Source organism: Salibacterium aidingense DSM 18341, from assembly GCF_000429685.1.
GTDB classification, from domain to species: domain Bacteria; phylum Bacillota; class Bacilli; order Bacillales; family Marinococcaceae; genus Salibacterium; species Salibacterium aidingense.
Genome location: NZ_AUCI01000020.1, coordinates 40,316 through 60,118 on the forward strand (window position 1 = coordinate 40,316; position 19,803 = coordinate 60,118).

A 19,803-nucleotide genomic window follows, 5' to 3' on the forward strand; every position below is an offset into this window, starting at 1 on the left:
AGATGGAAGATATTCATTCTATTCTGAAACATGTTTTGAACAAACCGGAACAGGCTGTATTAGCCACTATTATCCATGTGGAAGGGTCTGCCTATCGTAAAGAAGGCACTTCCATGCTTGTTCAGGCAGATGGTTTCCAAATCGGCCTCTTAAGCGGAGGGTGTCTGGAGGATGATATTCATGCCCGCTTTGAGGACATATGGAGACATGGCCCTCGTTTAATGACCTATGATATGAAAGGGGAGGAGGAATTATCGTGGGGAGAGGGATCAGGCTGCAATGGTGTCATCCAAGTATTGTTGGAACCCATAAATGAGGTAATGTTTACCCATATGCGTCGTCTGAAAGACTTCCTGGAACAAGGGCAAACGGTGTATATGGCAAAAAAACTGACGTCTCTCCCGGAGCAGTTGGAAACACTCTACCAGACAGCAAATGATAGTTTTGGGACTTGGTCCGGCTTTGGGCCGGAGTCATGGATAGCGGAAAAAAGCGGTGTGAAGGAGATAGAAGAAAGCGGGGACCATGTATACTTCCATCGTTTTGAGCCAAAACCCCGCCTTTTCGTATTTGGAGCAAATACGGACGCCCGTCCTCTGGTTCACCTGGCTGCCCGTTCAGGCTTTTCCGTTACCGTAAGTGATTGGAGACCCGCATTATGCAGCGAAGCATTTTTTCCAGAGGCTGACACGCTCGTTGTCGGTTTTCCGGAGGAGCTTAAAAACAGTCTCTCTATCGGTCCAAATGATTACGCGGTGCTTTTGACTCACCATTTTCAAAGAGACAAAGAGTTACTGCCTTTTCTAATGGAGAAAAAGCTTAAATATTTAGGAGTACTTGGGTCACGTTCGAGAACCGCGAGGCTGCTTGATGGCGGCAGGATACCGGAAGAAATAAACACACCCGCAGGCCTGTCTATCGCTGCGGAAGGTCCGGATGAAATAGCCGTCAGTATTGTATCGGAATTGATTATGCGTTCAAAAGAACGGACCTCCCAGCCTGTGGTGATGACATGAGTAATAAAAAAATGACCGGTATTTTTTTGGCAGCTGGAAAAAGCAGCAGAATGGGAGAATCAAAATTAGACCTGCCCCTCGGCCAAACAACGATTGGAAGCATGGGGCTTAGAACAGCGGTGGAGTCCAATCTTGAACATATTTTAGTAGTGACAAAGCCGGAGGATTCCTTGAACTGGGTAGACCGTGATCTGCGGGCCCGTGAAACACAGTGGATGCAGGTCCAAAGCCCGCAGGCCCCACAAGGCCAGGCCCATTCGATAGGGAGCGGAGTGAAAGCTGCCAATGCCCGGCATGCAGAGGCGGTTATGATATTGCTTGGCGATCAGCCCTATCTTTCGAAAACAACAATAAATGATCTCATGGAACAGCATGAAACATATGAAAAGTGGTACACAGCGTCGAAGTATCGGGAAAGGATACAGCCCCCTGTTATTTTTTCCCGGAGCTTGTTTCCTTTGTTATTAAAGCTGACCGGAGATAAGGGGGCACGCCCCTTGTTTCACACACTTCCGAGAGAACAGGGAGTAACGATTAACTATGAAGATGGGAGAGATTTTTATGATGTGGATACAAAGGAAGATTACCGATGGCTGCTAGAGAATATGCAGTTTCAGGAAGAACCAAGGATTCACCGGTAATATGGTTCCCTCGTGAGGTAGAAGAAGCCTGGGAGCAGAAAAGAAACAGGGGAGAAAATGCCTCCTTTATTGCCGGAGGAACGGTCATTCAAATGCAGCGGGAGCAGGGAGTTCCCTGTCCTTCCCATCTAATCAGCCTGGAAAATATAAACGAAATGAATGGAATTGTCAGGAGGGGCAGTTATTTGCGGATAGGAGCGTTGAACTCACTAGCGGACGTCCGGAAAAGTCACGAAGTACAACAATACTTCCCATGTCTGGCAGAGGCGGTACGGAATATAGCCGCCCCCGCTGTGCGGAATAGGGGGACGATCGGTGGTAATCTTATGTATGAAAAAGGAGATACTGTTCCTGCCTTTCTGGTACTGGATGCCTCTGTATCCTATTTTTACGCAGGCAGTCCTCATACTCTTCCAGTGCTTGACTTTCTCGAAAACAAGGTTGACGGTTTAGTGACTGCTTTTTGGATTCCGTATCCAACAAACGAAAACCGACGTTCCTTCTCTTTTTATAATAAAGTAGGCCGCAGGGAATCCTTTTCTCTCTCCGTGGTGAATGCTGCCGGGAGAATGGAGCTGGGAGAGGATGGGAGAGTACAAAAGGCGGCTTTGGCCGCAGGAGGAGGCAATATTCCGGCGCAGTGTCTTGAGGAAGTGAAAAACCGGCTGTGCGGTAGTCATCTTTCCTTAGAAACGCTGCAGGAGTTATACTCTCTGATGCTCGACACGTTCACCCCGCCATCCGATGACTTTTTTTCTGCGGCCTATAAACAGAAAACCGCAGCCAATCTGATTCTCTCCCAGTTATATAGCAATGCAGAAAGAAATGGAGGAAAGGAGAAAGACGGATGACGGACCCAAAACCGAGAGCAGCGGCCAATAATAAACAAATACGGCCCGACGGGATTCCAAAAGTAACAGGACGTTTAAGATATTTAACGGACGGCTCCATGGATGGCATGCTGTATGGAAAAATAAAAAGAAGTGAGTTTCCTCATGCTCTTATAACCAGTATATCCGTGGAAAAAGCTGCAGCCATGCCGGGCGTCAGAGCGGTTATTACCCATGAAGATGTCCCTGCAGTAAATGGGTTTGGGATCGTTATGCCGGATCAACCGGTGTTGTGTGAAGACAGGGTGCGTTATGTCGGGGATGCCGTTGCAGCTGTTGCTGCGGAGACGCCGGCAGAAGCGGAGGCTGCCCTGGAAGCCATTGAAATAAAATATGAAGAACTCCCGGTTCTCGATTCACCGGAAAAAAGCTTATCATCCGAGGCCCCGCTGCTTCATCCGGAAGGAAATGTTCTGCATCGCAACGGGTATCAAAAAGGAGAATGTGAGAAGGGATTTAATCAGTGTTTCTGCATCGTAGAGGAAACCTATGAGGTTCCCCGGCAGATGCACACGTATATGGAAACGGAAGGGGGGATCATTGCTCCGGAAGAAGATGGAGGTATTTCGGTGTATATGGGGACTCAGCATGGATTTAAAGATCGTTTTCAATTATCCCGGATTCTAGGAATCGAAGAAGAACGGATACGAGTTGTCTCCAGTCCAATGGGGGGGTCCTTTGGCGGAAAGGATGAATTGAATGTACAGCCTTACGCCGCTCTGCTTGCCCTAAAAAGCGGAGCTCCGGTGAAAATCCATCAGACGAGAAGCGAATCGATGCGCTCTGGTATTAAAAGACACCCGATGAAAATCACAATGAGGACAGGTACAGATCAGGAAGGGCATATATTGGCTCATAAAGTGGAAATTACTGCTGATACAGGAGCCTACTCTACCCTTGGCCCGGCTATTCTAGATTTTGCAGTGGAACATGCCGCCGGTCCCTACATCATCCCGCATGTAGAAGTGAACGGAGTTTCTGTGTTCACAAACAATGGAGTATCCGGAGAATTCCGGGGTTTTGGAGGCAACCAGGTGACGTTTGCACTGGAAGGACAAATCGATCGTCTGGCCGAAAAAGTAAAGGTGTCCCCTATCGAGTTTCGAAAGATGAACCTGCGCGCTGAACACGACCCGGGACCGTTGGGGCAGACCATTGTACCAACAATGGGAGCCGAACATGTGTTAAATGCGATGGAAAAAAAGCCTCCCCGTCTCTGGCGAAAGAAAGAATGGAAGCAGTACGGCACTGGAATTGCTATAACAATGCACGGCGGCGGACTCGGATACGGCCGGCTTGATCCAGCGGGAGGAAGACTTTCTTTGACCTCGGAGGGGACCATTGAGGCCGCCTTTGGTTTTGAAGAATTTGGACAGGGGATAACGGGGGTGATTGAGGCGGTAGTGACAGAAGCGTTCGGCTGTTCCAGGGAAGATGTTACTATTCGTATCGGGGACACGGCAAAAGTTCCCGCCACCGGCTCTACGACAGCTTCCCGGGGCACAAGCATGGTTTGGCACGCGGTGCAGCGCATGAAAGGAGAGTTCCAGGAAAAGCTGTTGGACAAAGCCTCAGCTGTGGCAGGATGTCTAAAAGAAAAACTTTCTCTTGGCCGCGGCGGGTTTTATTGCGAAGAGGAACAGGTATTGACGTTTAGGCATCTGGCCAATGTTCTGGAGACAGACATTGTGACAACAACAACATTTGATTTTCCGACGACGCCGGATAACATGGATGGCAGTCACTATTTATACACATTTGCTGCCGTAAGGGCTGAGGTGGAGGTGGATATAAGGACAGGGCAGGTATCAGTTGCCGGCCTGAATCAAGCGGTTAGTGCAGGCCCAGTTATTCATGAACTTGGTTATAAAGGGCAGATTGAAGGCGGCGGGGTCATGTCTATTGGATATACATTAATGGAGGAAGCATCCATGCGGCAGGGACGTTATCTTACAGAAAACCTTGATACGTATATGATTCCAGGCATCTCAGATGTCCCCTTTGACCTTGACGTCCATCCGATCGAATCGTTAAGCGATAATGACCCACATGGCCCGAGAGGAGTTGGGGAAATAGGGACGGTAGCTGTTGCTCCGGCCATCGTAAAAGCGATCCATGAAGCATGTGGCGTGTGGACGAATCACCTGCCGGTATCTCCGAATAAGATGCTGGAACATTTAACAGAAAGAGAGGTGCAGCCATGGATACCGAAATAGAAAACCAGCCGGTACGTCCCCTTACAATTCTTTCTTTTACCATAAACGGCCGGACGGTGCAGGTAACCACGGATCCCTCTGCCAGACTGGCAGACATTATCCGGGAAGCTCTTGATTTGACCGGCACAAAAATATCATGCGGGATAGGGCGGTGCGGTGCCTGTTCGGTCTGGTTGAACGGAAAACTGGTAAATTCCTGTCTTATTATGGCCTATCAGGCGGAAGGAAGCACGATAACAACAATAGAAGGAATCGGAGAAGAAGACAATCTTGATCCAGTGCAGCAGGCGTTTCTGGAAGAAGGTGGATTTCAGTGCGGCTATTGCACCCCCGGCATGATCATGGCTGTGAAATCTTTACTGAAAGACACTCCCCATCCCAGCGATGAAGAAATAGCGGAAGGTCTTTCTGGTAATCTATGCCGCTGTACGGGATACAGCGGGATTGTAAGAGCCGTCCGGCGTGCAGCTGAAAAAGAACAATAAAAATTCCGCCCATGCTTCTAGGGCGGAATTTTTACAAAGCCGGATGGGATGGCGGAAGTACACAAAGTAAGGCGCATAGTACCCTTCAAAGTTCAATGGAGAACATACCATTACTTATACGTTTAGTTCCTGTTTTTTATAGGATTTCCAGCCAATGGCGAAACAGATAGCTAACAACAGCAGGACAATAAGGGAAAACAGAAGGTTGGAGGAAACCACGTTACTGATATTCCCAAGCACAATTCCAATCACCCCGAAATCAGCATCCCCGAAAGTTGTACTTTCAAATCCGAGTGTTCCCAGGACCGGGAGCAGAAGTGCCGGCAGAAAGCTTATCATGATTCCGTTGGCTGCAGCTCCGACAATAGCCCCAACCCGGCCTCCTGTAGCGTTTCCAAACACACCCGCCGCAGCGCCGGTAAAGAAATGAGGAACAAGGCCCGGCACGATAACGGCTAAACTGAAAACAGGGAGCAAAAACATACTAATTAATCCAGCAATAAAACTAACGATAAAACCTAATATGACAGCATTATTAGCAAATGGGAACACAGTCGGGCAGTCCAGGGCCGGTTTTGCATTGGGAACCACTTTATCGGCAATCCCTTTGAACGCTGGTACAATTTCTCCAAGAATCATCCGAACCCCGGCTAGAATAATATAAACACCGGCAGCAAAGGCAAGACCCTGCATAAAGGAGAATACCAGAAAGTTCTGTCCTCCGCTTAATTCCCTTTCAATAAAGGCGTTACCGGCAAATCCTCCTACGACCACAAATAGAATAACCATTGTTAAAGATACAGCCACGGATGTGTCGCGAAGGAATCCCAGGGATTTAGGGACATTGATTTCTTCTGTGGAGCGGGACTTGTCTCCGACCCGCTTCCCGATAAATCCGGCAGCAAAGTAACCAATGGAACCAAAATGGCCGATGGCAATGTCATCAGACTGGGTTATTTCTTTGGTATAGGGCTGAAGCAGAGCCGGGAAAAGCACCATCAGCGAACCAAGAAGGACGGCGCCAAGGATAACCATCGGTACACCAGACATTCCTCCTGTTGTTAAAATGACTGCAATTAAACACGCCATAAACATAATATGATGACCAGTTAAAAAGATAAATTTAAATGGAGTGATCCTAGCCAAAATAATATTAGCGATCATGCCAAACAGCATAATCATAGCCGTTTCGGTACCAAAACTATCCTGGGCTACGGCTACAATCGCCTCGTTATTCGGGATGACCCCGTCTACATTGAAGGCATGATTGAACATGCTGCTGAACTGACCCAGGGAATCTTCTATCACTGCGGCTCCTGCCCCCAGAATGACAAATCCCAACACGGTTTTCAGTGTACCGGATATCACATCAGAAAACATTTTCCTTTGGATGAGAAGTCCAATAAGAGCGAATAAACCAACTAAAATTTCAGGTGTACCCAGAATATCGTTCATTAATAGATCTACCACATGATCTCCCCCTTTTTTCTGAAAAGATGTTACAGTTTTTCTTCTAAGACACGACGTAATTCTTCCTTATCCAGTAGATTGTTAAGCAGGGCAATGTTTCGGCTGCCATCATCCAGATTTCCAAGAATATCCTCTGAACCGATAAAAAGGTCTGCTGTTTCGGTTTTTGCTGTTGTTAAATCGGTATGAGAAACATCTGCTTCTACATTCCTTTCCTGCAGAATGTTCTTGACATTCATCTCGACAATCATGGAGCTTCCTAACCCATTTCCACAAACGACTACTATCTTTTTCATTTTATCTTCCTCCTCGAATGGAATATTGTTGAACCAGTGCCAAGATCTCATCAACTGCTTCCGCCTTTAGAAGATGCTCAGTATTGCCTGAATCGGAAAGCATTTCCGTCAGCTGGGATAAAGCCTGTAAATGTGTTTCATTATCGATCGCAGCTAATACAATAACAAGGAACGCTTTGTGTTTCTCCTGTTCGGAAAAGAATACCGGCTCTTTCAGGTGAAGCAGGCTCATTCCTAATCGATCCACCCCTTCCTCTGGTCTGGCATGAGGAAGGGCTATGTTGGGTGCAATCACAACATAAGGACCGTTCTCCTTTACGTTCTGTATCATCGCCTCTACATAGTTTTCCTGAATGTTTTCATTGTTCAACAGGGGAGCAGAAGCCATACGGACGGCCTCTTCCCAGTCTGCTGCGGAAGATTCAAAACGGATTGTTCTGTTGGTTAATAATTCATCTAACATAGGTTTATAGGTCTCCTTCTTGAACGAATGGTTATTGGATAGGAAGCGATACAATTTATCCTGTAAGGCGTGTTTATCATGAATGGCTGCATATTGTGCGATCACGTTTATCAGTTCTTCTGTTTCATAATGGACCGGGGCTTCGGGTTGTTGAAGATACTCCTGCGTTTGGGAAATGACTGTTTCCCTTTCTTTCTCATTTAGAATGGTAGGAAGGTAAACAATGGGGGCCTGTTTCTGCTTAATAAACGAAGTGGAAAATACTATATCAGCCTCGATATGCTTCTCGTTGTATTCGCGAATCGAGAGAGTATGCGTAATCATTATTTCAGGTATAATCGTTTCGATTTGAGCTCTAACCATCCCGGAGGCGGCTATCCCATTTTCGCAGACGACGATTCCTTTAAATTTTTTGACCGAGGTCTGGTTTTCCCTTCGCAGCCACCCTCCGAAATGCATCGCAATATAGGCAATTTCCTCTTCGGGAATCGCTTTACCAATAAAGGATTCTAAATGAGAAAGAGAATGTTTTGTTAAATAATAAATGTCGGGATAATGGGCCTGCACGTCATTAAAATATTGATTATTCAAGGTCAGATCATACTTCAGGCGGTAGTAGGTCGGTTTTAAATGGAGGAACAGGTTGTCTTCCAGCTGTTTTCGTTCTTCAAAAACGATGCAGGCGGCCAGCTGGAAATCATCTACTATTTTTCGTATCACCATTTTGAGCTGTTCCATTTCTTTTCTATTCGAACCGCTCAGCTGCTCATAATGAACCCTGGCCCCGAGGATCTGGATCGTTAGTAAGTAGAGTTCCTCGTCAGGAAGAGAGCTGAAGCCCTCATGAAGCAGGTTGTTATTTAGTTTTTGGAGAGATTGAAACGCCTCGGTGTTTTTCAGGATTTTAATTTCTTCCTCTTCAATAGAGAGAGAAAGTTCTTGAGACTTCCTTTTTACGGCGATCATTATTTGCAATGTCAGCAGTCGGAATACTTCTTCCGTGAAGGAAACGTCCAATGCTGTTTCAATGGCTGTTATTTCTTTTTTCAATAAGGCAGTCAGGCCTGCATCCTGATGATTGGCGGAAGGATATAGAATATCGTTTAATTTCTTATTAACATGTTCATTATTTGTGAAGTGCAGAAGACTGCTGATGGTATCGTTCATGACCTGCCGTTTTATTTTCTCGTTCCCATGAATTTCATAGCCACGCTTTGTGTGGGTAAGAGACAGACCTCTATCATCCATGCATTTGCTGATCCTGTTCAGATCCCTGAACATCGTTCCCCGGCTCACTTGAACATTTTCTTTTAAATGTTGAACCGTTGACGGTTTTGTTTGGGTCAACAACGTAAGTGTAGTAAGGTGTCTGCGTTCATTTGGAGAAAAGCGGTAATCCCATTCGTTCTGTAACGTTAATTTTTCAGGCAGTTCTTCGATGGTTTTTTCTGTAAGAAAGAATCCTTTTCCATAGGATTTTTGAATAGGTTCAAGTTTTTCCTGTTTAAGCCATCCATTTATTTGATCTAAGTCGTAATAAAGAGTCCGCTGGGAGACGCCGAATTGATCTTTAAGTTTTTCCATTTTGATTTCATTGTTTTGTTGGTACAAGTAATGTAGAAGAGAAACTCGTCTCTTATCCAATACCATGAAATTCTTCCCTCCTTTTTTGCAATATTGAATTGTGCAATGTGAAACTAAGATTGTTTGTGATGTGAAGGTATTCCTATAATAAGACTTTTATACCTATTTTGTAAGGGGTTGCAGTGTTCAATGTTTGAAAAAGATGAATTTGCAATTTGGAACATCAATAATATAAAAAAAGCGGCAGGAATTGTATACATGCCTGCCGCTTTGTTCAGCTATTTTCCTTTGTACCCCATAAAAACTCTGCGATTTTCCGATCAACCCCGGAATGTTCGTGCAGTCCGGAATGAGTAGCCTTCAAATCGGTGAATATTTTTTCATGGTAGATGGAGGGAGGAACAAGTTCCTGAATTCCGAGGGCGCTCCGTACGCTCACGACTCCATCGGTTTTCCGGTAGAAAGGGCTGCCGGCAATAGCAAGGACGCCCAGGTTATGTGGAAAAGCTCGTTTGTGTTCAAACATAGTCTGTACGGAAGCGGCACCGGGTTTTAAATCTTGAAGAGCGGCGCCATGATTGACTTCAAAATAAGAGTCCCTTTTTATTCCATAGAAAGGACTTCCGATCACAACTAGTTTCTCCACATCGGGATAGGAGGGACTCCGTTCTTTCCATAAATACTTGGCCGTGGTGAGACCTCCCATTGAATGCCCGACGAGATTCACCTGTTTAACATCGTAGGTTTTACCTAAGGTATGCATGACGTGCTGCAGCCACATGGTTTGCTGCTTGAGGGATGCTCTATTGTCTTCAAAGATAATTTGAATAAACGGGTTCTTTTTTTTCCCGAGGTTTCCTTCTGTGTGAAGGGCACCGGAAGAGGAGACATGAAACACTAATCCTTTGGAACCCCAGTTATTTTGAGCAAACCGTTCCAGCAATGTATTAAATGAGCCCGGTCCGCCTTTGAATCCATGAACAAATAAGGTTGGGGTGAATGGTTTCGTATCCATAGAGTCTGTCGATTTTTCAGGCAGCAGAAAAAAGGAAACCGCGACGGCGGTTAAGAGCACGATGAGGATGAATATAAGCTTTGTCCTGGCTTGAGAAAATATCTTTGCCATGGTCTTCCTCCGTTCTGTATTTCTATGTACATTTTACTATAGTAATAGAGGGGAAGACATTAGTTATTTATTTCATGGATGACACAAAACGACAGAAAGTGCTGATTGCTTTATCAGAAGTGGAAGAATATATTAATATGGTATATAAATAGTGTTGTGGAAAGGAGGACGTTTCATGCTGTTTCGTAAAAACTGCGGTATCTGCAAGAAGAAAATCCGCGGCTATAAGCCTCGTAAATATATCGCTCCTTCCACTGGGAAAACGGTCCCTGTCTGCAAAATGTGTATGGAGTATGCAGAAAGAAGAGCCTGGCCCAAAGCATAAGAGCCGTCTCTGCCCCTTTGATGATCGGGGCGGGGGGGGTGTATTTTAGGTTACAGGTCTTTTTGAATTTCTCTTATGACATGAGAGAGCTCAGGCAGGATCAACTGGTTCATAGCCAGGCGGACAGCACCGGAGGATCCGGGCATGGAAAATACCGCTTTGTTTTCATAAACGCCGGCAATGGCCCGGCTTAAAATAGCAGCAGCCCCTATGTCTTCAGTGTAACTCAAATGCCGGAATAATTCTCCGAACCCAGGTATTTCTTTATCCAGCAGGTCTTTTACTGCTTCGTAAGTAGTGTCCCGTTTGGCGATGCCAGTTCCGCCATTCATCAACACTGCTTCGATTTCCGTTTCCTGTGCAGCCTGGCGCAGCAGGGATTGTATCCGTTCGTAGTCATCTTCTATGATTTTATATTCCGCCACTTTATGCCCCTGTTCCTCTAACCGTTCCCTTATCAGCTTTCCGCTTTTGTCATCGGACAGACTTCTGGTATCAGAAACAGTGATGATCATACAGCCCACCGACTGCGGCCCATTAGCTTTATGTTCATGTATCGTCATTGTAACCCGCTCCTTTTAGTTTGTCCGTAATTATAACATGAAAAAATCAGATGTATTTCTTGAAGGGAGAAAAAGAGGAGAAGGCACCCTGAAAGATTCTGGTTTTCAGGGTTTTTTCAGCAAAAAAAGAAACCGGTTTCTTTTAAAATTTAAATAGGTCTTGAATAATTGTGAAATTACAACTATAATACGGAAATGAATCCGCTTTCAAAACATGATTTGGGGTTTTGTGGAGTGGTTAAGGATTATTTTTTTAGAAATAAAGGAAACCGATTTCTTTATGAAGGGAGGTATGCCTGTACTGTTTTGAAGGATATTCATGCTAATTAACAAAGGGGGAAGGAAAGATGAAAAAATGGATATTTTGTTTCATAGCTGTTCTAGGGGTTTGGGGATTGAGTGCTTGTGGGGGCGGAGAAAGTTCGTCAGTAGAGAACAAGGCAGATTCTGACCAGGTGTCCCTTGATTTTTGGGTATTTGGAGCAACGAATTATGAAGAGCTGGCCGCAGAGTATGAAGAAGAAAACCCTGGGGTTTCCATTAACGTGAAAGTCTCTGAGAACGCCGATCATCACGATGCTCTCTTTACTGCTTTATCTGCAGGAAGCGGTGCCCCGGATCTGGCTATGCTGGAAGTGGATCAAATCGATCGTTTTAAACAGGCTGAAGATCGTTTTGCAAATTTATATGATCAGGGAGCCGATGCGATCCAGGATCAATATTTGGATTGGAAATGGAAAATAGGGGAGAACGCTGAAGGGGATTTCTTGTTCGGACTCCCGACGGATATAGGTCCAAAAGGCATGTATTATAACACGGAAGTTTTTGAAGAAGCCGGTCTGCCAACAGAGCCAGAAGAAGTTGCCGGACTGATCAGTTCAAAAGAAGATTTTTTGGACGTTGGCCGGGAAATTAAGGAGAGCACTGGTAAGCCAATAGTGGACAGTATGGAAATGGCTTATCGGGCAAAAATGGATGGCTTAGAAAAAAGTTATTTTGATGAGCAGGGGAATCTTCTGCTTGAAAACGAAGAAAACCAAGTAAAAGAAGCTTACGATCTTGCTGTAGAAATGAACGAATTAGGCATCGTCGGCAATTATACAATGTGGAGTCCGGAATGGACCAATGCTGTGAATGACAGCGATTTCGCCGTGGAGATGGGGGCTGCCTGGTTAAAGGGATGGATGAGTGATAATGCCCCGGATTCTGCTGGGAAATGGAGAGTTGTCACCCTTCCAGAGGAATTTGCCGGAAACTGGGGAGGTTCCTATCTTGGAATGCCGGCAGAAACAGAAAATAAAGAGGAAGCCTATGCTTTCGCAGAATGGTTGATTTCTCCAGATAATCAGCTGGCGTCTTTCTTGAGTGACGCAGGGTTATTCCCTTCTACCCCGGAAACATATGAAAAAGAAGAATTTAAAGAAACAACGGATGAATACTTCGGCGGACAAAGCACAGCCCAGGTTTTTGCAGAAGCGGCGGAAGATATTCCAGCCGTTTATAAGGGGCCGGATTATGTCAGTGTGAATGATGAAATTTTAACAGCCCTGCAGAACGTTCAGGACGGGGCGGATCCTGAAGAGGAGTGGGAGGCAGCTGTTACCCGGATCAAAGGATTGCTTGAAAGGTAACCGGAAAAGCGCCTGCCGAAGCGGCCGCTTCTTTGAAAGATAATAGTCTGCCAAATAACGGCACCCATTTATAAGGAAGCAGGGGAGGAGTGACATGCGTACTTCTGACAAAGAAAGGAAGGGAATATCGAGCGGACTATCGGAAAAGACCAAAGATCGAATCAGTGCTTATCTCTACATTTCTCCCTTTTTTATTATATTTGCCGTCATTGGCCTTTATCCTGCCCTGTTCAGCTTGTATCTGGCTTTTCAGAGCTGGGATGGTTTCAGCCCGATGACCTTTGCCGGTCTCCAAAATTTTCAAATTGTCTTAACAGACCCTTTGTTTTGGAAATCGGTTTATAACACGATTATTATTGGGATTATGGGGACAGCCCCACAGATTATTGTAGGAATTATTTTAGCTTTTCTGCTTAATCTGGCCATGCTGCGCTGGAAGCATTTTTTCCGGGTGACCATCTTTATGCCGTATATAACCTCTCTGGTAGCAGTGGCCCTGATTTTCAGTGTCTTTTTCAGCAGTAATGAGACAGCGCTCGCGAATTATGTTCTTGGTTTATTCGGGATGGATCCCATTAATTGGAAAACCTCGGAATGGGGAACGAAGATTGCGATTTCGCTCATGGTTTTCTGGAGATGGGTTGGATATAACACGATTATTTATTTAGCGGGGCTGCAGAGTATCCCAAATGAATTGTATGAAGCAGCAACAATTGACGGCGCGTCAAAACCGCAGCAGCTTCGCTTTATTACCGTACCGCTGTTAAAGCCTTTTATTATACTGACTGTGTTTTTTTCAACGGTAGGGGCCCTTCAGCTTTTTGCAGAACCAACCGTGTTTCTGGGATCCAGTGCTTTCTCCAGGGATGAAGCCATGACTGTGGTGATGTATCTGTACAGGGATGCTTTTAATCTGCAGTCGTTTGGGACCGCTTCAGCAACAGCTATTATTCTGTTGATTTTGATCGTTGTTATGGCTGCTGTCAATACGTATCTGTCTTCCGGAATGGGCCGGAAAAGGGGGAAAAAAGCGTGAATAACGTGGAGGAGAAAAAGTTTTCCATCGGAAAAGCAGGAGTTTATGCCCTCTTAATTCTGGCGTCTCTGTTCGCCTTATTCCCATTTTACTGGATGTTTGTAATGGCGACCAGGCCCAGTGCTGCGTATAATTCCATTCCGCCGGTCCTTCTGCCCGGTGACCAGTTAGTAGAAAATTTTCAAAATGTCATAGATAAAATTCCCTTTTTTCAGTCTATGCTAAATACACTCATTGTTTGTCTGGCTGCCACTATTGTGGTGTTATTCATTAGTTCACTGGCCGGATTTGCATTTTCAAAGTTCCGCTTTCCGGGCCGCAATGGTTTTTTTATCGCTATATTGTTAACGATGGTTATCCCGCCGCAGTTGGGATTAATACCACAGTATTTTTTGATTGCAGAATTCGGCCTGCTTGATACCCTATTTGCTGCGATGATTTTATTCTTCCTGAATCCATTAGGGATTTTCCTTATGAGACAGTATATTAATCAATCGGTGCCGGATGAATTAATAGAAGCTGCAAAATTAGACGGCTGTTCGAATTTTAAAATCTACCGGTCCGTGGTTCTTCCTATTATTCTGCCAGCCTTTGCTACATTGGGCATCATTGTTTTTACCATGGTCTGGGGAGAGTTCCTATGGCAGTTTACCGTTCTGCGCAGCCCGAATTCGTATACGATACAGGTGGCTCTAGCTTCGCTCAACTCTACCACTAATATCGATTTTGGCATGGTTATGTCCGGTGTTTTTTGGTCCACGGTACCACTGATTGTTGTATTTCTCTTATTCAACCGTTTGTTTATATCAAGTATTGCAGAGGGAGCGGTAAAATAAATAAGATAAAAACAGTTATAATGTAAGGAATTAAACGAAATTAAATTCAGTAAATGGATGGGATGACAGATGAATTTAACAATCAAGGATATCGCTAAAATGGCTGATGTATCTCCTGGAACCGTTTCAAAAATTATCAATAACTACGACAATGTTGGAGAAAAGACGAGGCGGAAAGTACTGGATGTGATTCAGGAAACAGGGTATCAGCCCACCTTTTCTGCCAAATCATTAGCTACTAAAAAATCAAATTTAATTGGATTGATTTATGCTGGGAAAATAAATGTCGATTTTACCCATCCATTTTTTAATGAAGTCGTTTCTTCCTTTAAAAAAGCAGTTGGGACCATGGGATATGACATTGTAATGTTTTCAAATGAAAATTTTAAACAGGATAATGGAAGCTATATTGCCAGGTGCCGTCACTTTCAATTGGATGGCTGTCTGATTATAGCCGGGGATGATATAGAGGAAGCCGTTTATGATCTGGTACAAAGTGACATCCCTTGTGTAGGTGTGGATTTTGAGTTGGAAGGGCCGCGGTCCAGCTATGTGATTACGGATAACAAGAAACTGTCTGCCAGAGTAGTCGAACATTTATATGTGAATTCCCATCGAAATATTGCTTATATCGGCGGCCCGCCTGATACTGCCGTAGCAAAAATTAGAGAACGGGGATTCCGGCAGGCCATGGAGCAATTTAGTCTTTCTGTCCGCAATGAATGGATGGAATATGGTGATTATTTTGAGGAAAGCGGATATGCGGCGATGCATCAAATTCTATCTGCCTCGGAAAAACCTGAAGCTGTATTTGCCGCCTCTGATTTAATGGCTTTTGGAGCGATGAAAGCCATGAGAGACCATGGTCTGCAGGCCCCGGATGATATATGCATGATAGGCTGTGATGATATAGAAGCATGCCGCTACAGCACACCGCAGCTTACTACGATCAGGCAGGATAAAGAAAGACTGGGAAAGCTGGCCGCTCATATGCTTCATGACTTAATTCACGGCAAACAGGAAATGCCACCTGTCTTTATCGATCCAGAGCTTGTGATCAGGGAATCCTGTCAGCCAAAATAAAATAAGCAAAGGGGTAGGAAAATGACGATTATCGAACTTCCAAAACATATAAAATTAGGTGCCGCTACGGCTGCCTATCAAATTGAAGGGGCTGCGTTTGAAGGAGGGAGAAAAGCTTCCATTTGGGATACTTTTTCCCATACCCCGGGGAATGTCCGCGGCGGCGATAATGGAGATGTGGCTTGTGACAGTTACCACCGTGTGGAAGAAGATATCGCCCTTCTCCGAGAATTAGGAGTAGATATTTATCGTTTCTCTGTTTCCTGGCCCAGAATCCTTCCGAACGGCACAGGGGACATTAATCGGGAAGGGCTTGATTATTATCATAGACTTGTGGATGGACTGCTGGATGCAGGAATTAAACCTGTGTGCACACTCTATCACTGGGATCTGCCTCAATCCTTACAGGATCGAGGAGGATGGGGCAATCGTGAGACCATTGATTGTTTCTTAGAGTATTCGGAAGTGATGTTTAAAGAATTTAGGGGGAAAATCGATAAATGGCTGACTATCAATGAACCATGGTGCATCTCCTTTTTGTCCAATTATATAGGAGTTCATGCCCCTGGAAATCAGGACCTGCCATTAGCTTTAAACATCAGCCATCATTTACTGGTAGCACACGGGAAGGCTGTGCAGAAGTTCCGGGAGCTTGGGGTGGAAGGAGAGATTGGATTTTGCTCCCAATACCACCTGGAAAGAACCATTCAGCACGACAAGTGCAGATAGAGAAGCTTGCAGGAGAGAAGTGGGCTGGTTCATAGAATGGTTTTTGGACCCTGTATTTAAAGGAAGTTATCCCTCGTTTATGGTGAATTGGTTTTCGCAGAAGGGAGCAGAATTAACCATAGAAGAAGGGGATATGGAACTAATCCAGCAGCCTGTTGATTTTATTGGCATTAATTATTATGAGGGAAGCGTTGCCAGATATCAAAAAGGGAATGGTCTGCTGGACTCTGAAGATATAAATATGGGATATCATCATACGGATATTGGCTGGCCTGTTTACCCCGACGGTTTTTATAACGTCCTGTGCCACATAACTCAGCGCTATGGAGACGTTCCAATCTATATTACAGAAAACGGAGCCTGTTACAATAATGAAGTGCAGAATGGCAGGGTCATGGATACAGAACGTATTGATTATTTGAAAAGGCATATGACAGTGGTGCAACGCAGTTTAGAGTCCGGTGTTAATATTAAAGGATATATCGTGTGGTCTCTTTTGGATAATTTTGAATGGGCCGAAGGTTACACCATGCGCTTTGGGCTGGTCCACGTCAATTACCGTACATTGGAGCGGACGAAAAAGGAAAGTTATTATTGGTATCAGAAAACGGTCCAAAACCGCTGGTTTGAATTATAGCTGAACATAGTATAGTTATGCCCAAAATGATAGGCTCTGCAGCCTGTTATTTTGAGCGTCATCCTTCCATGGAGAGGGTAGAAAAATGTTATAGAACAGGTTTATTGAACCGGACCTTTATCAAAAAAGAAAAAGGAACGGAACCTTTCTTCTTTTTATGTACCGGCTAAGATGGAGATATCTTTTTCGCTCACTTCATGTCCTGTGCTGGTCTCCAGGCTGTCTCCCCATTTTCCACCAACAGCAGCTGTTTTTGCGTTGCTGTGTCCACGAGATCCCAGTACTGCACGGTCTGACCTGACCGGCAGAATTTCCTGCTCCACCTTCCTTGCGCGGAACATTTCCTTGATTCTTGTAAAAACACCCATGCCCGAACCTCTTTTAATTTCCATCAGTATAGCATACGCCTCCATTTGGAGAAATGAATAGATAACACATCAAGAGAATGGTAGAATGTACAGCAGGATTAGTCCTTACATCGGGAAAATGGGGGATGAGGCGTGGAATATACTACGAAAGGAAAACATGAGATTGCTGATTTATGGGAATGTACCTTTTCTTTCCTCAATGATGAGGAAACTTGCCATGTTGTCGGAATCTCATATAAGCATCCATACTTATCCGGAAAAGGGCTTCTGCGGCATGGACTGCTACACGTGCGGGGCTTCCATTGATTCCAATGCCGCCGTTACTTATCTGGTGCGGCGCCTTTCTCCTTCCACCCTTCATCGGAAACTTTTGCAGCGGAGAAGCGGAGAAATTCTCGAAACAGAAGGTGTATCGGAATGTACATATTAAAACAGATCTACGAAAAAGTCATTAACATTGGAAATTGGTCGCTGGCCCTCTTCACCCTGCTCTTTATCGCTGTTTCCATGATAGGCATCCTCAGTATTGAACCAGAAACATTCAGTCCGATGAGTGCCCTCTGGTGGGTGATGACCACCTCTACGACGGTTGGGTATGGGGATATTTCGCCAGTTACAGCAGCCGGACAGTGGTTTACAATGCTGTTTATCTATCCGATAGGTATTGGAATTATCGGGGTAGTTATTTCCAAAATCCTGGATTCCGTGCTTCATTATAAACAGGCGAAGGAGGAAGGACGATTGGCTTTTAAAGACTCGAATCATGCCGTATTTATCGGCTGGGCGGACGGGAAAACGGAAAGTGCCATCGAAGAAATGTTAACAAACGAAAACAAACAGGTCGTGCTGATCGACCGTAACCTTGACAAGACGCCTTACCGGCATGAACGTGTCCATTTTATCCGCGGCAGTGCAACAGACGAACAGACGCTGGTGAAGGCAAATATTCTGGAGGCCCGAACAGTCGGTATTTTTGCCCCGAAAGATATTGACGATCTGGATCTTGCGGATGGCAGGACCTACTTGATTGCCTCTACCATTGAGGCGTACGGCGAAAAACATGGAACGTCCATTTATACGATTGCCGAGATTATGTTAGATAAACATGAAACGCTGTTTACCAGGGCCGGTGTTAATGAATGCATCCCTTCGTATCAATCCGTGTCAAACCTGATTGCCAAATCGGCGGAATATCACGGGTCCAGCACGTTTTTTATGCAGCTGCTCAGTAAACAATACGGGGATGATCTTCATCTTATTCCCAGCCAAAAAAACTGGAAGACCTACCGTGACGCTCGTGACGCTCTAGAAAAAGAGGGAGCGATTCTGATCGCGGATGAAACGTCGTTTATCACGGAAGGCTGGGACAAGCCCATTCCTGAAGGAACGAAACTGGCCGTCATCTGTAACCGCGATGCCTACAACCAGATTATCAACATGTAAAAATGAGACCGGGACAGAAGGATAGGAGCCGGCCGAAACCCGAACAAAACAATGACGATGGGATCGCTGCACTCGGTCACTGCGCATTCCATGGGGACGGCTTCAGCTCACGTGGTAAAGAAGATCGCATTACCAAGGGAATCTTCCGTTCGTCTTCGTCCCATAGGAGGCTCCGCGGCCGGCCTCGGCTGAATAGAGAGGGAGGTTGGGCCAAACGAAAGAAAAAATGGTAAAACGGCCATCTTAGGGTTTATATAACAAGAACGTCCATTCAGCGGAGTCAAAATAGGTCGACTCCTGCGGGAAAAGCACGAGTCTCGAAGGTACGCTTTATAGCCTGGAAGTCATTAAACCAGAGTAATCTTAACCGGTGGCACGGCAAAACAGCAAGATTCGTGCCGGCAGCGCGCCGTAAAGTCTTCCGTCTGAAGCGGATGCGTAACTAAAGGTTGGTGCTGACGAGGTCCCGGTTATTGTTCTCTGATTTCGGAGTACGGCGGGCGGACTTATATTCCGCTATTGCTTTGATTTTTCCCATTTTGAAGACGGAATGGGACATTTGTTCCGTTATTCCCCCTTTTCAGCGTAAAAGAAGCGCTCTGGAGCCCGGATAGCGGAACAAATGTCCGGAAAATCCCCGCAAGCCCGCAAATTTTGATGACGTAAAATATTTTGTGTAAGACTTGAAAGCATAAAAAAAGGTAGGGTACCCTTTGAAATAACACGAAAATTCATCAAAAGGAGGAACCCTACCTATGAGTCATAGTATAGGACAGAATTGGATCGAAAATCAACTGGATGATATGATACGCCCTTTCGTTAAAGAAAAAATGGAAATGATCATGAGAGAGGAAATGGAACAATATTTTGAGGTGGAGCATCCGGAACAAACGTATCAAAAAAATGGGTATTATAACCGCAACCTGGATACGAAATACGGGCGAATCTCGGATCTGCAGGTTCCA

At 45.1% G+C, this 19,803-nt stretch carries 18 protein-coding genes and 2 pseudogenes; 14 read left to right on the plus strand and 6 right to left on the minus strand.

Going from position 1 to position 19,803, the window contains the following annotated elements:
* Positions 1–2: 2 nt before the first annotated feature.
* From G475_RS0116975 to G475_RS0116995, 5 genes are read left to right on the plus strand one after another with little or no spacing between them, the layout of a single operon-like run.
* A complete protein-coding gene (locus G475_RS0116975) occupies positions 3–1,016 on the plus strand; it encodes an XdhC family protein (protein WP_026702293.1) in 1,014 nt (337 codons plus the stop codon).
* Positions 1,013–1,657, plus strand: coding sequence for an NTP transferase domain-containing protein (locus tag G475_RS0116980; protein ID WP_026702294.1), 645 nt, complete (start codon positions 1,013–1,015; stop codon positions 1,655–1,657). Before G475_RS0116975 ends, G475_RS0116980 begins: the two co-directional genes overlap by 4 nt.
* Entirely contained in the window at positions 1,606–2,508 is a 903-nt protein-coding gene (locus tag G475_RS0116985) for an FAD binding domain-containing protein (protein WP_026702295.1), read from the plus strand. The genes G475_RS0116980 and G475_RS0116985 overlap by 52 nt, the downstream gene beginning before the upstream one ends.
* Positions 2,505–4,763: a xanthine dehydrogenase subunit D gene (gene pucD / locus G475_RS0116990; protein ID WP_051302644.1), complete on the plus strand. Its 2,259-nt coding sequence runs from the start codon at positions 2,505–2,507 to the stop codon at positions 4,761–4,763. The genes G475_RS0116985 and pucD overlap by 4 nt, the downstream gene beginning before the upstream one ends.
* On the plus strand, positions 4,748–5,248 hold the full coding sequence (locus tag G475_RS0116995; protein WP_035711644.1) for a (2Fe-2S)-binding protein: 501 nt from the start codon (positions 4,748–4,750) through the stop codon (positions 5,246–5,248). Before pucD ends, G475_RS0116995 begins: the two co-directional genes overlap by 16 nt.
* Before the next feature lie 114 nt (positions 5,249–5,362).
* On the opposite strand, the gene G475_RS0117000 is transcribed toward G475_RS0116995, so the two are convergent.
* The 4 genes from G475_RS0117000 to G475_RS25485 all read right to left on the minus strand — a co-directional run bounded on the left by G475_RS0117000 (position 5,363) and on the right by G475_RS25485 (position 10,187).
* A complete protein-coding gene (locus G475_RS0117000) occupies positions 5,363–6,718 on the minus strand; it encodes a PTS ascorbate transporter subunit IIC (protein ID WP_026702298.1) in 1,356 nt (451 codons plus the stop codon).
* A gap of 29 nt (positions 6,719–6,747) precedes the next feature.
* Complete coding sequence (locus G475_RS0117005) at positions 6,748–7,014, minus strand: PTS sugar transporter subunit IIB (protein ID WP_026702299.1); 267 nt, start codon at positions 7,012–7,014, stop codon at positions 6,748–6,750.
* A 1-nt stretch (position 7,015) separates the two neighbouring features.
* The gene (locus G475_RS0117010) at positions 7,016–9,127 is read right to left on the minus strand and encodes a BglG family transcription antiterminator (protein WP_026702300.1); all 2,112 of its coding nucleotides are present in this window, start codon (positions 9,125–9,127) and stop codon (positions 7,016–7,018) included.
* Between the two features lie 208 nt (positions 9,128–9,335).
* Positions 9,336–10,187, minus strand: a complete 852-nt coding sequence (locus tag G475_RS25485; protein WP_051302646.1) for an alpha/beta fold hydrolase — start codon at positions 10,185–10,187, stop codon at positions 9,336–9,338.
* 175 nt (positions 10,188–10,362) lie between these two features.
* Between G475_RS25485 and G475_RS27560 the strand changes: the two genes are divergently transcribed.
* Positions 10,363–10,512: a hypothetical protein gene (locus G475_RS27560; RefSeq protein ID WP_169728534.1), complete on the plus strand. Its 150-nt coding sequence runs from the start codon at positions 10,363–10,365 to the stop codon at positions 10,510–10,512.
* 50 nt (positions 10,513–10,562) lie between these two features.
* Here G475_RS27560 and G475_RS0117030 read toward each other — a convergent pair whose 3' ends face one another.
* Positions 10,563–11,075, minus strand: a complete 513-nt coding sequence (locus G475_RS0117030; RefSeq protein WP_026702301.1) for a MogA/MoaB family molybdenum cofactor biosynthesis protein — start codon at positions 11,073–11,075, stop codon at positions 10,563–10,565.
* A gap of 347 nt (positions 11,076–11,422) precedes the next feature.
* Here G475_RS0117030 and G475_RS0117040 point away from each other — a divergent pair, with 347 nt between their 5' ends.
* The 5 genes and pseudogenes from G475_RS0117040 to G475_RS25490 all read left to right on the plus strand — a co-directional run bounded on the left by G475_RS0117040 (position 11,423) and on the right by G475_RS25490 (position 17,027).
* A complete protein-coding gene (locus G475_RS0117040; RefSeq protein ID WP_026702302.1) occupies positions 11,423–12,706 on the plus strand; it encodes an ABC transporter substrate-binding protein in 1,284 nt (427 codons plus the stop codon).
* A 94-nt stretch (positions 12,707–12,800) separates the two neighbouring features.
* Positions 12,801–13,742, plus strand: a complete 942-nt coding sequence (locus tag G475_RS0117045) for a carbohydrate ABC transporter permease (protein WP_026702303.1) — start codon at positions 12,801–12,803, stop codon at positions 13,740–13,742.
* Entirely contained in the window at positions 13,739–14,578 is an 840-nt protein-coding gene (locus G475_RS0117050) for a carbohydrate ABC transporter permease (RefSeq protein ID WP_026702304.1), read from the plus strand. The genes G475_RS0117045 and G475_RS0117050 overlap by 4 nt, the downstream gene beginning before the upstream one ends.
* A gap of 69 nt (positions 14,579–14,647) precedes the next feature.
* Positions 14,648–15,661, plus strand: coding sequence for a LacI family DNA-binding transcriptional regulator (locus G475_RS0117055; protein WP_026702305.1), 1,014 nt, complete (start codon positions 14,648–14,650; stop codon positions 15,659–15,661).
* A gap of 21 nt (positions 15,662–15,682) precedes the next feature.
* Positions 15,683–17,027, plus strand: a pseudogene (locus G475_RS25490) (GH1 family beta-glucosidase).
* Positions 17,028–17,182: 155 nt separating this feature from the next.
* Here G475_RS25490 and G475_RS0117065 read toward each other — a convergent pair.
* Positions 17,183–17,395: a hypothetical protein gene (locus G475_RS0117065; RefSeq protein WP_156911770.1), complete on the minus strand. Its 213-nt coding sequence runs from the start codon at positions 17,393–17,395 to the stop codon at positions 17,183–17,185.
* A 132-nt stretch (positions 17,396–17,527) separates the two neighbouring features.
* On the opposite strand from G475_RS0117065, the pseudogene G475_RS26470 reads away from it, so the two are divergent.
* The 3 genes and pseudogenes from G475_RS26470 to G475_RS0117085 all read left to right on the plus strand — a co-directional run.
* Positions 17,528–17,825: pseudogene (locus tag G475_RS26470) on the plus strand (S-adenosylmethionine decarboxylase family protein).
* A complete protein-coding gene (locus G475_RS0117075) occupies positions 17,813–18,838 on the plus strand; it encodes a potassium channel protein (RefSeq protein WP_026702307.1) in 1,026 nt (341 codons plus the stop codon). Before G475_RS26470 ends, G475_RS0117075 begins: the two are co-directional and overlap by 13 nt.
* A 755-nt stretch (positions 18,839–19,593) precedes the next feature.
* The coding region (locus tag G475_RS0117085; protein WP_026702308.1) for a transposase at positions 19,594–19,803 on the plus strand (210 nt) is incomplete at its 3' end.

Coding starts and splice junctions, on each gene's coding strand:
- G475_RS0116985 (WP_026702295.1), top strand. CDS start 1,606: ATGGCTGCTAGAGAATATGCAGTTTCAGGAAGAACCAAGGATTCACCG.
- G475_RS0117055 (WP_026702305.1), top strand. CDS start 14,648: ATGAATTTAACAATCAAGGATATCGCTAAAATGGCTGATGTATCTCCT.
- G475_RS25485 (WP_051302646.1), bottom strand. CDS start 10,187: ATGGCAAAGATATTTTCTCAAGCCAGGACAAAGCTTATATTCATCCTC.
- G475_RS0117010 (WP_026702300.1), bottom strand. CDS start 9,127: ATGGTATTGGATAAGAGACGAGTTTCTCTTCTACATTACTTGTACCAA.
- pucD (WP_051302644.1), top strand. CDS start 2,505: ATGACGGACCCAAAACCGAGAGCAGCGGCCAATAATAAACAAATACGG.
- G475_RS0117005 (WP_026702299.1), bottom strand. CDS start 7,014: ATGAAAAAGATAGTAGTCGTTTGTGGAAATGGGTTAGGAAGCTCCATG.
- G475_RS0116995 (WP_035711644.1), top strand. CDS start 4,748: ATGGATACCGAAATAGAAAACCAGCCGGTACGTCCCCTTACAATTCTT.
- G475_RS0117030 (WP_026702301.1), bottom strand. CDS start 11,075: ATGACGATACATGAACATAAAGCTAATGGGCCGCAGTCGGTGGGCTGT.
- G475_RS0117045 (WP_026702303.1), top strand. CDS start 12,801: ATGCGTACTTCTGACAAAGAAAGGAAGGGAATATCGAGCGGACTATCG.
- G475_RS0117075 (WP_026702307.1), top strand. CDS start 17,813: ATGTACATATTAAAACAGATCTACGAAAAAGTCATTAACATTGGAAAT.
- G475_RS0116975 (WP_026702293.1), top strand. CDS start 3: ATGGAAGATATTCATTCTATTCTGAAACATGTTTTGAACAAACCGGAA.
- G475_RS0117065 (WP_156911770.1), bottom strand. CDS start 17,395: ATGGGTGTTTTTACAAGAATCAAGGAAATGTTCCGCGCAAGGAAGGTG.
- G475_RS0116980 (WP_026702294.1), top strand. CDS start 1,013: ATGAGTAATAAAAAAATGACCGGTATTTTTTTGGCAGCTGGAAAAAGC.
- G475_RS27560 (WP_169728534.1), top strand. CDS start 10,363: ATGCTGTTTCGTAAAAACTGCGGTATCTGCAAGAAGAAAATCCGCGGC.
- G475_RS0117040 (WP_026702302.1), top strand. CDS start 11,423: ATGAAAAAATGGATATTTTGTTTCATAGCTGTTCTAGGGGTTTGGGGA.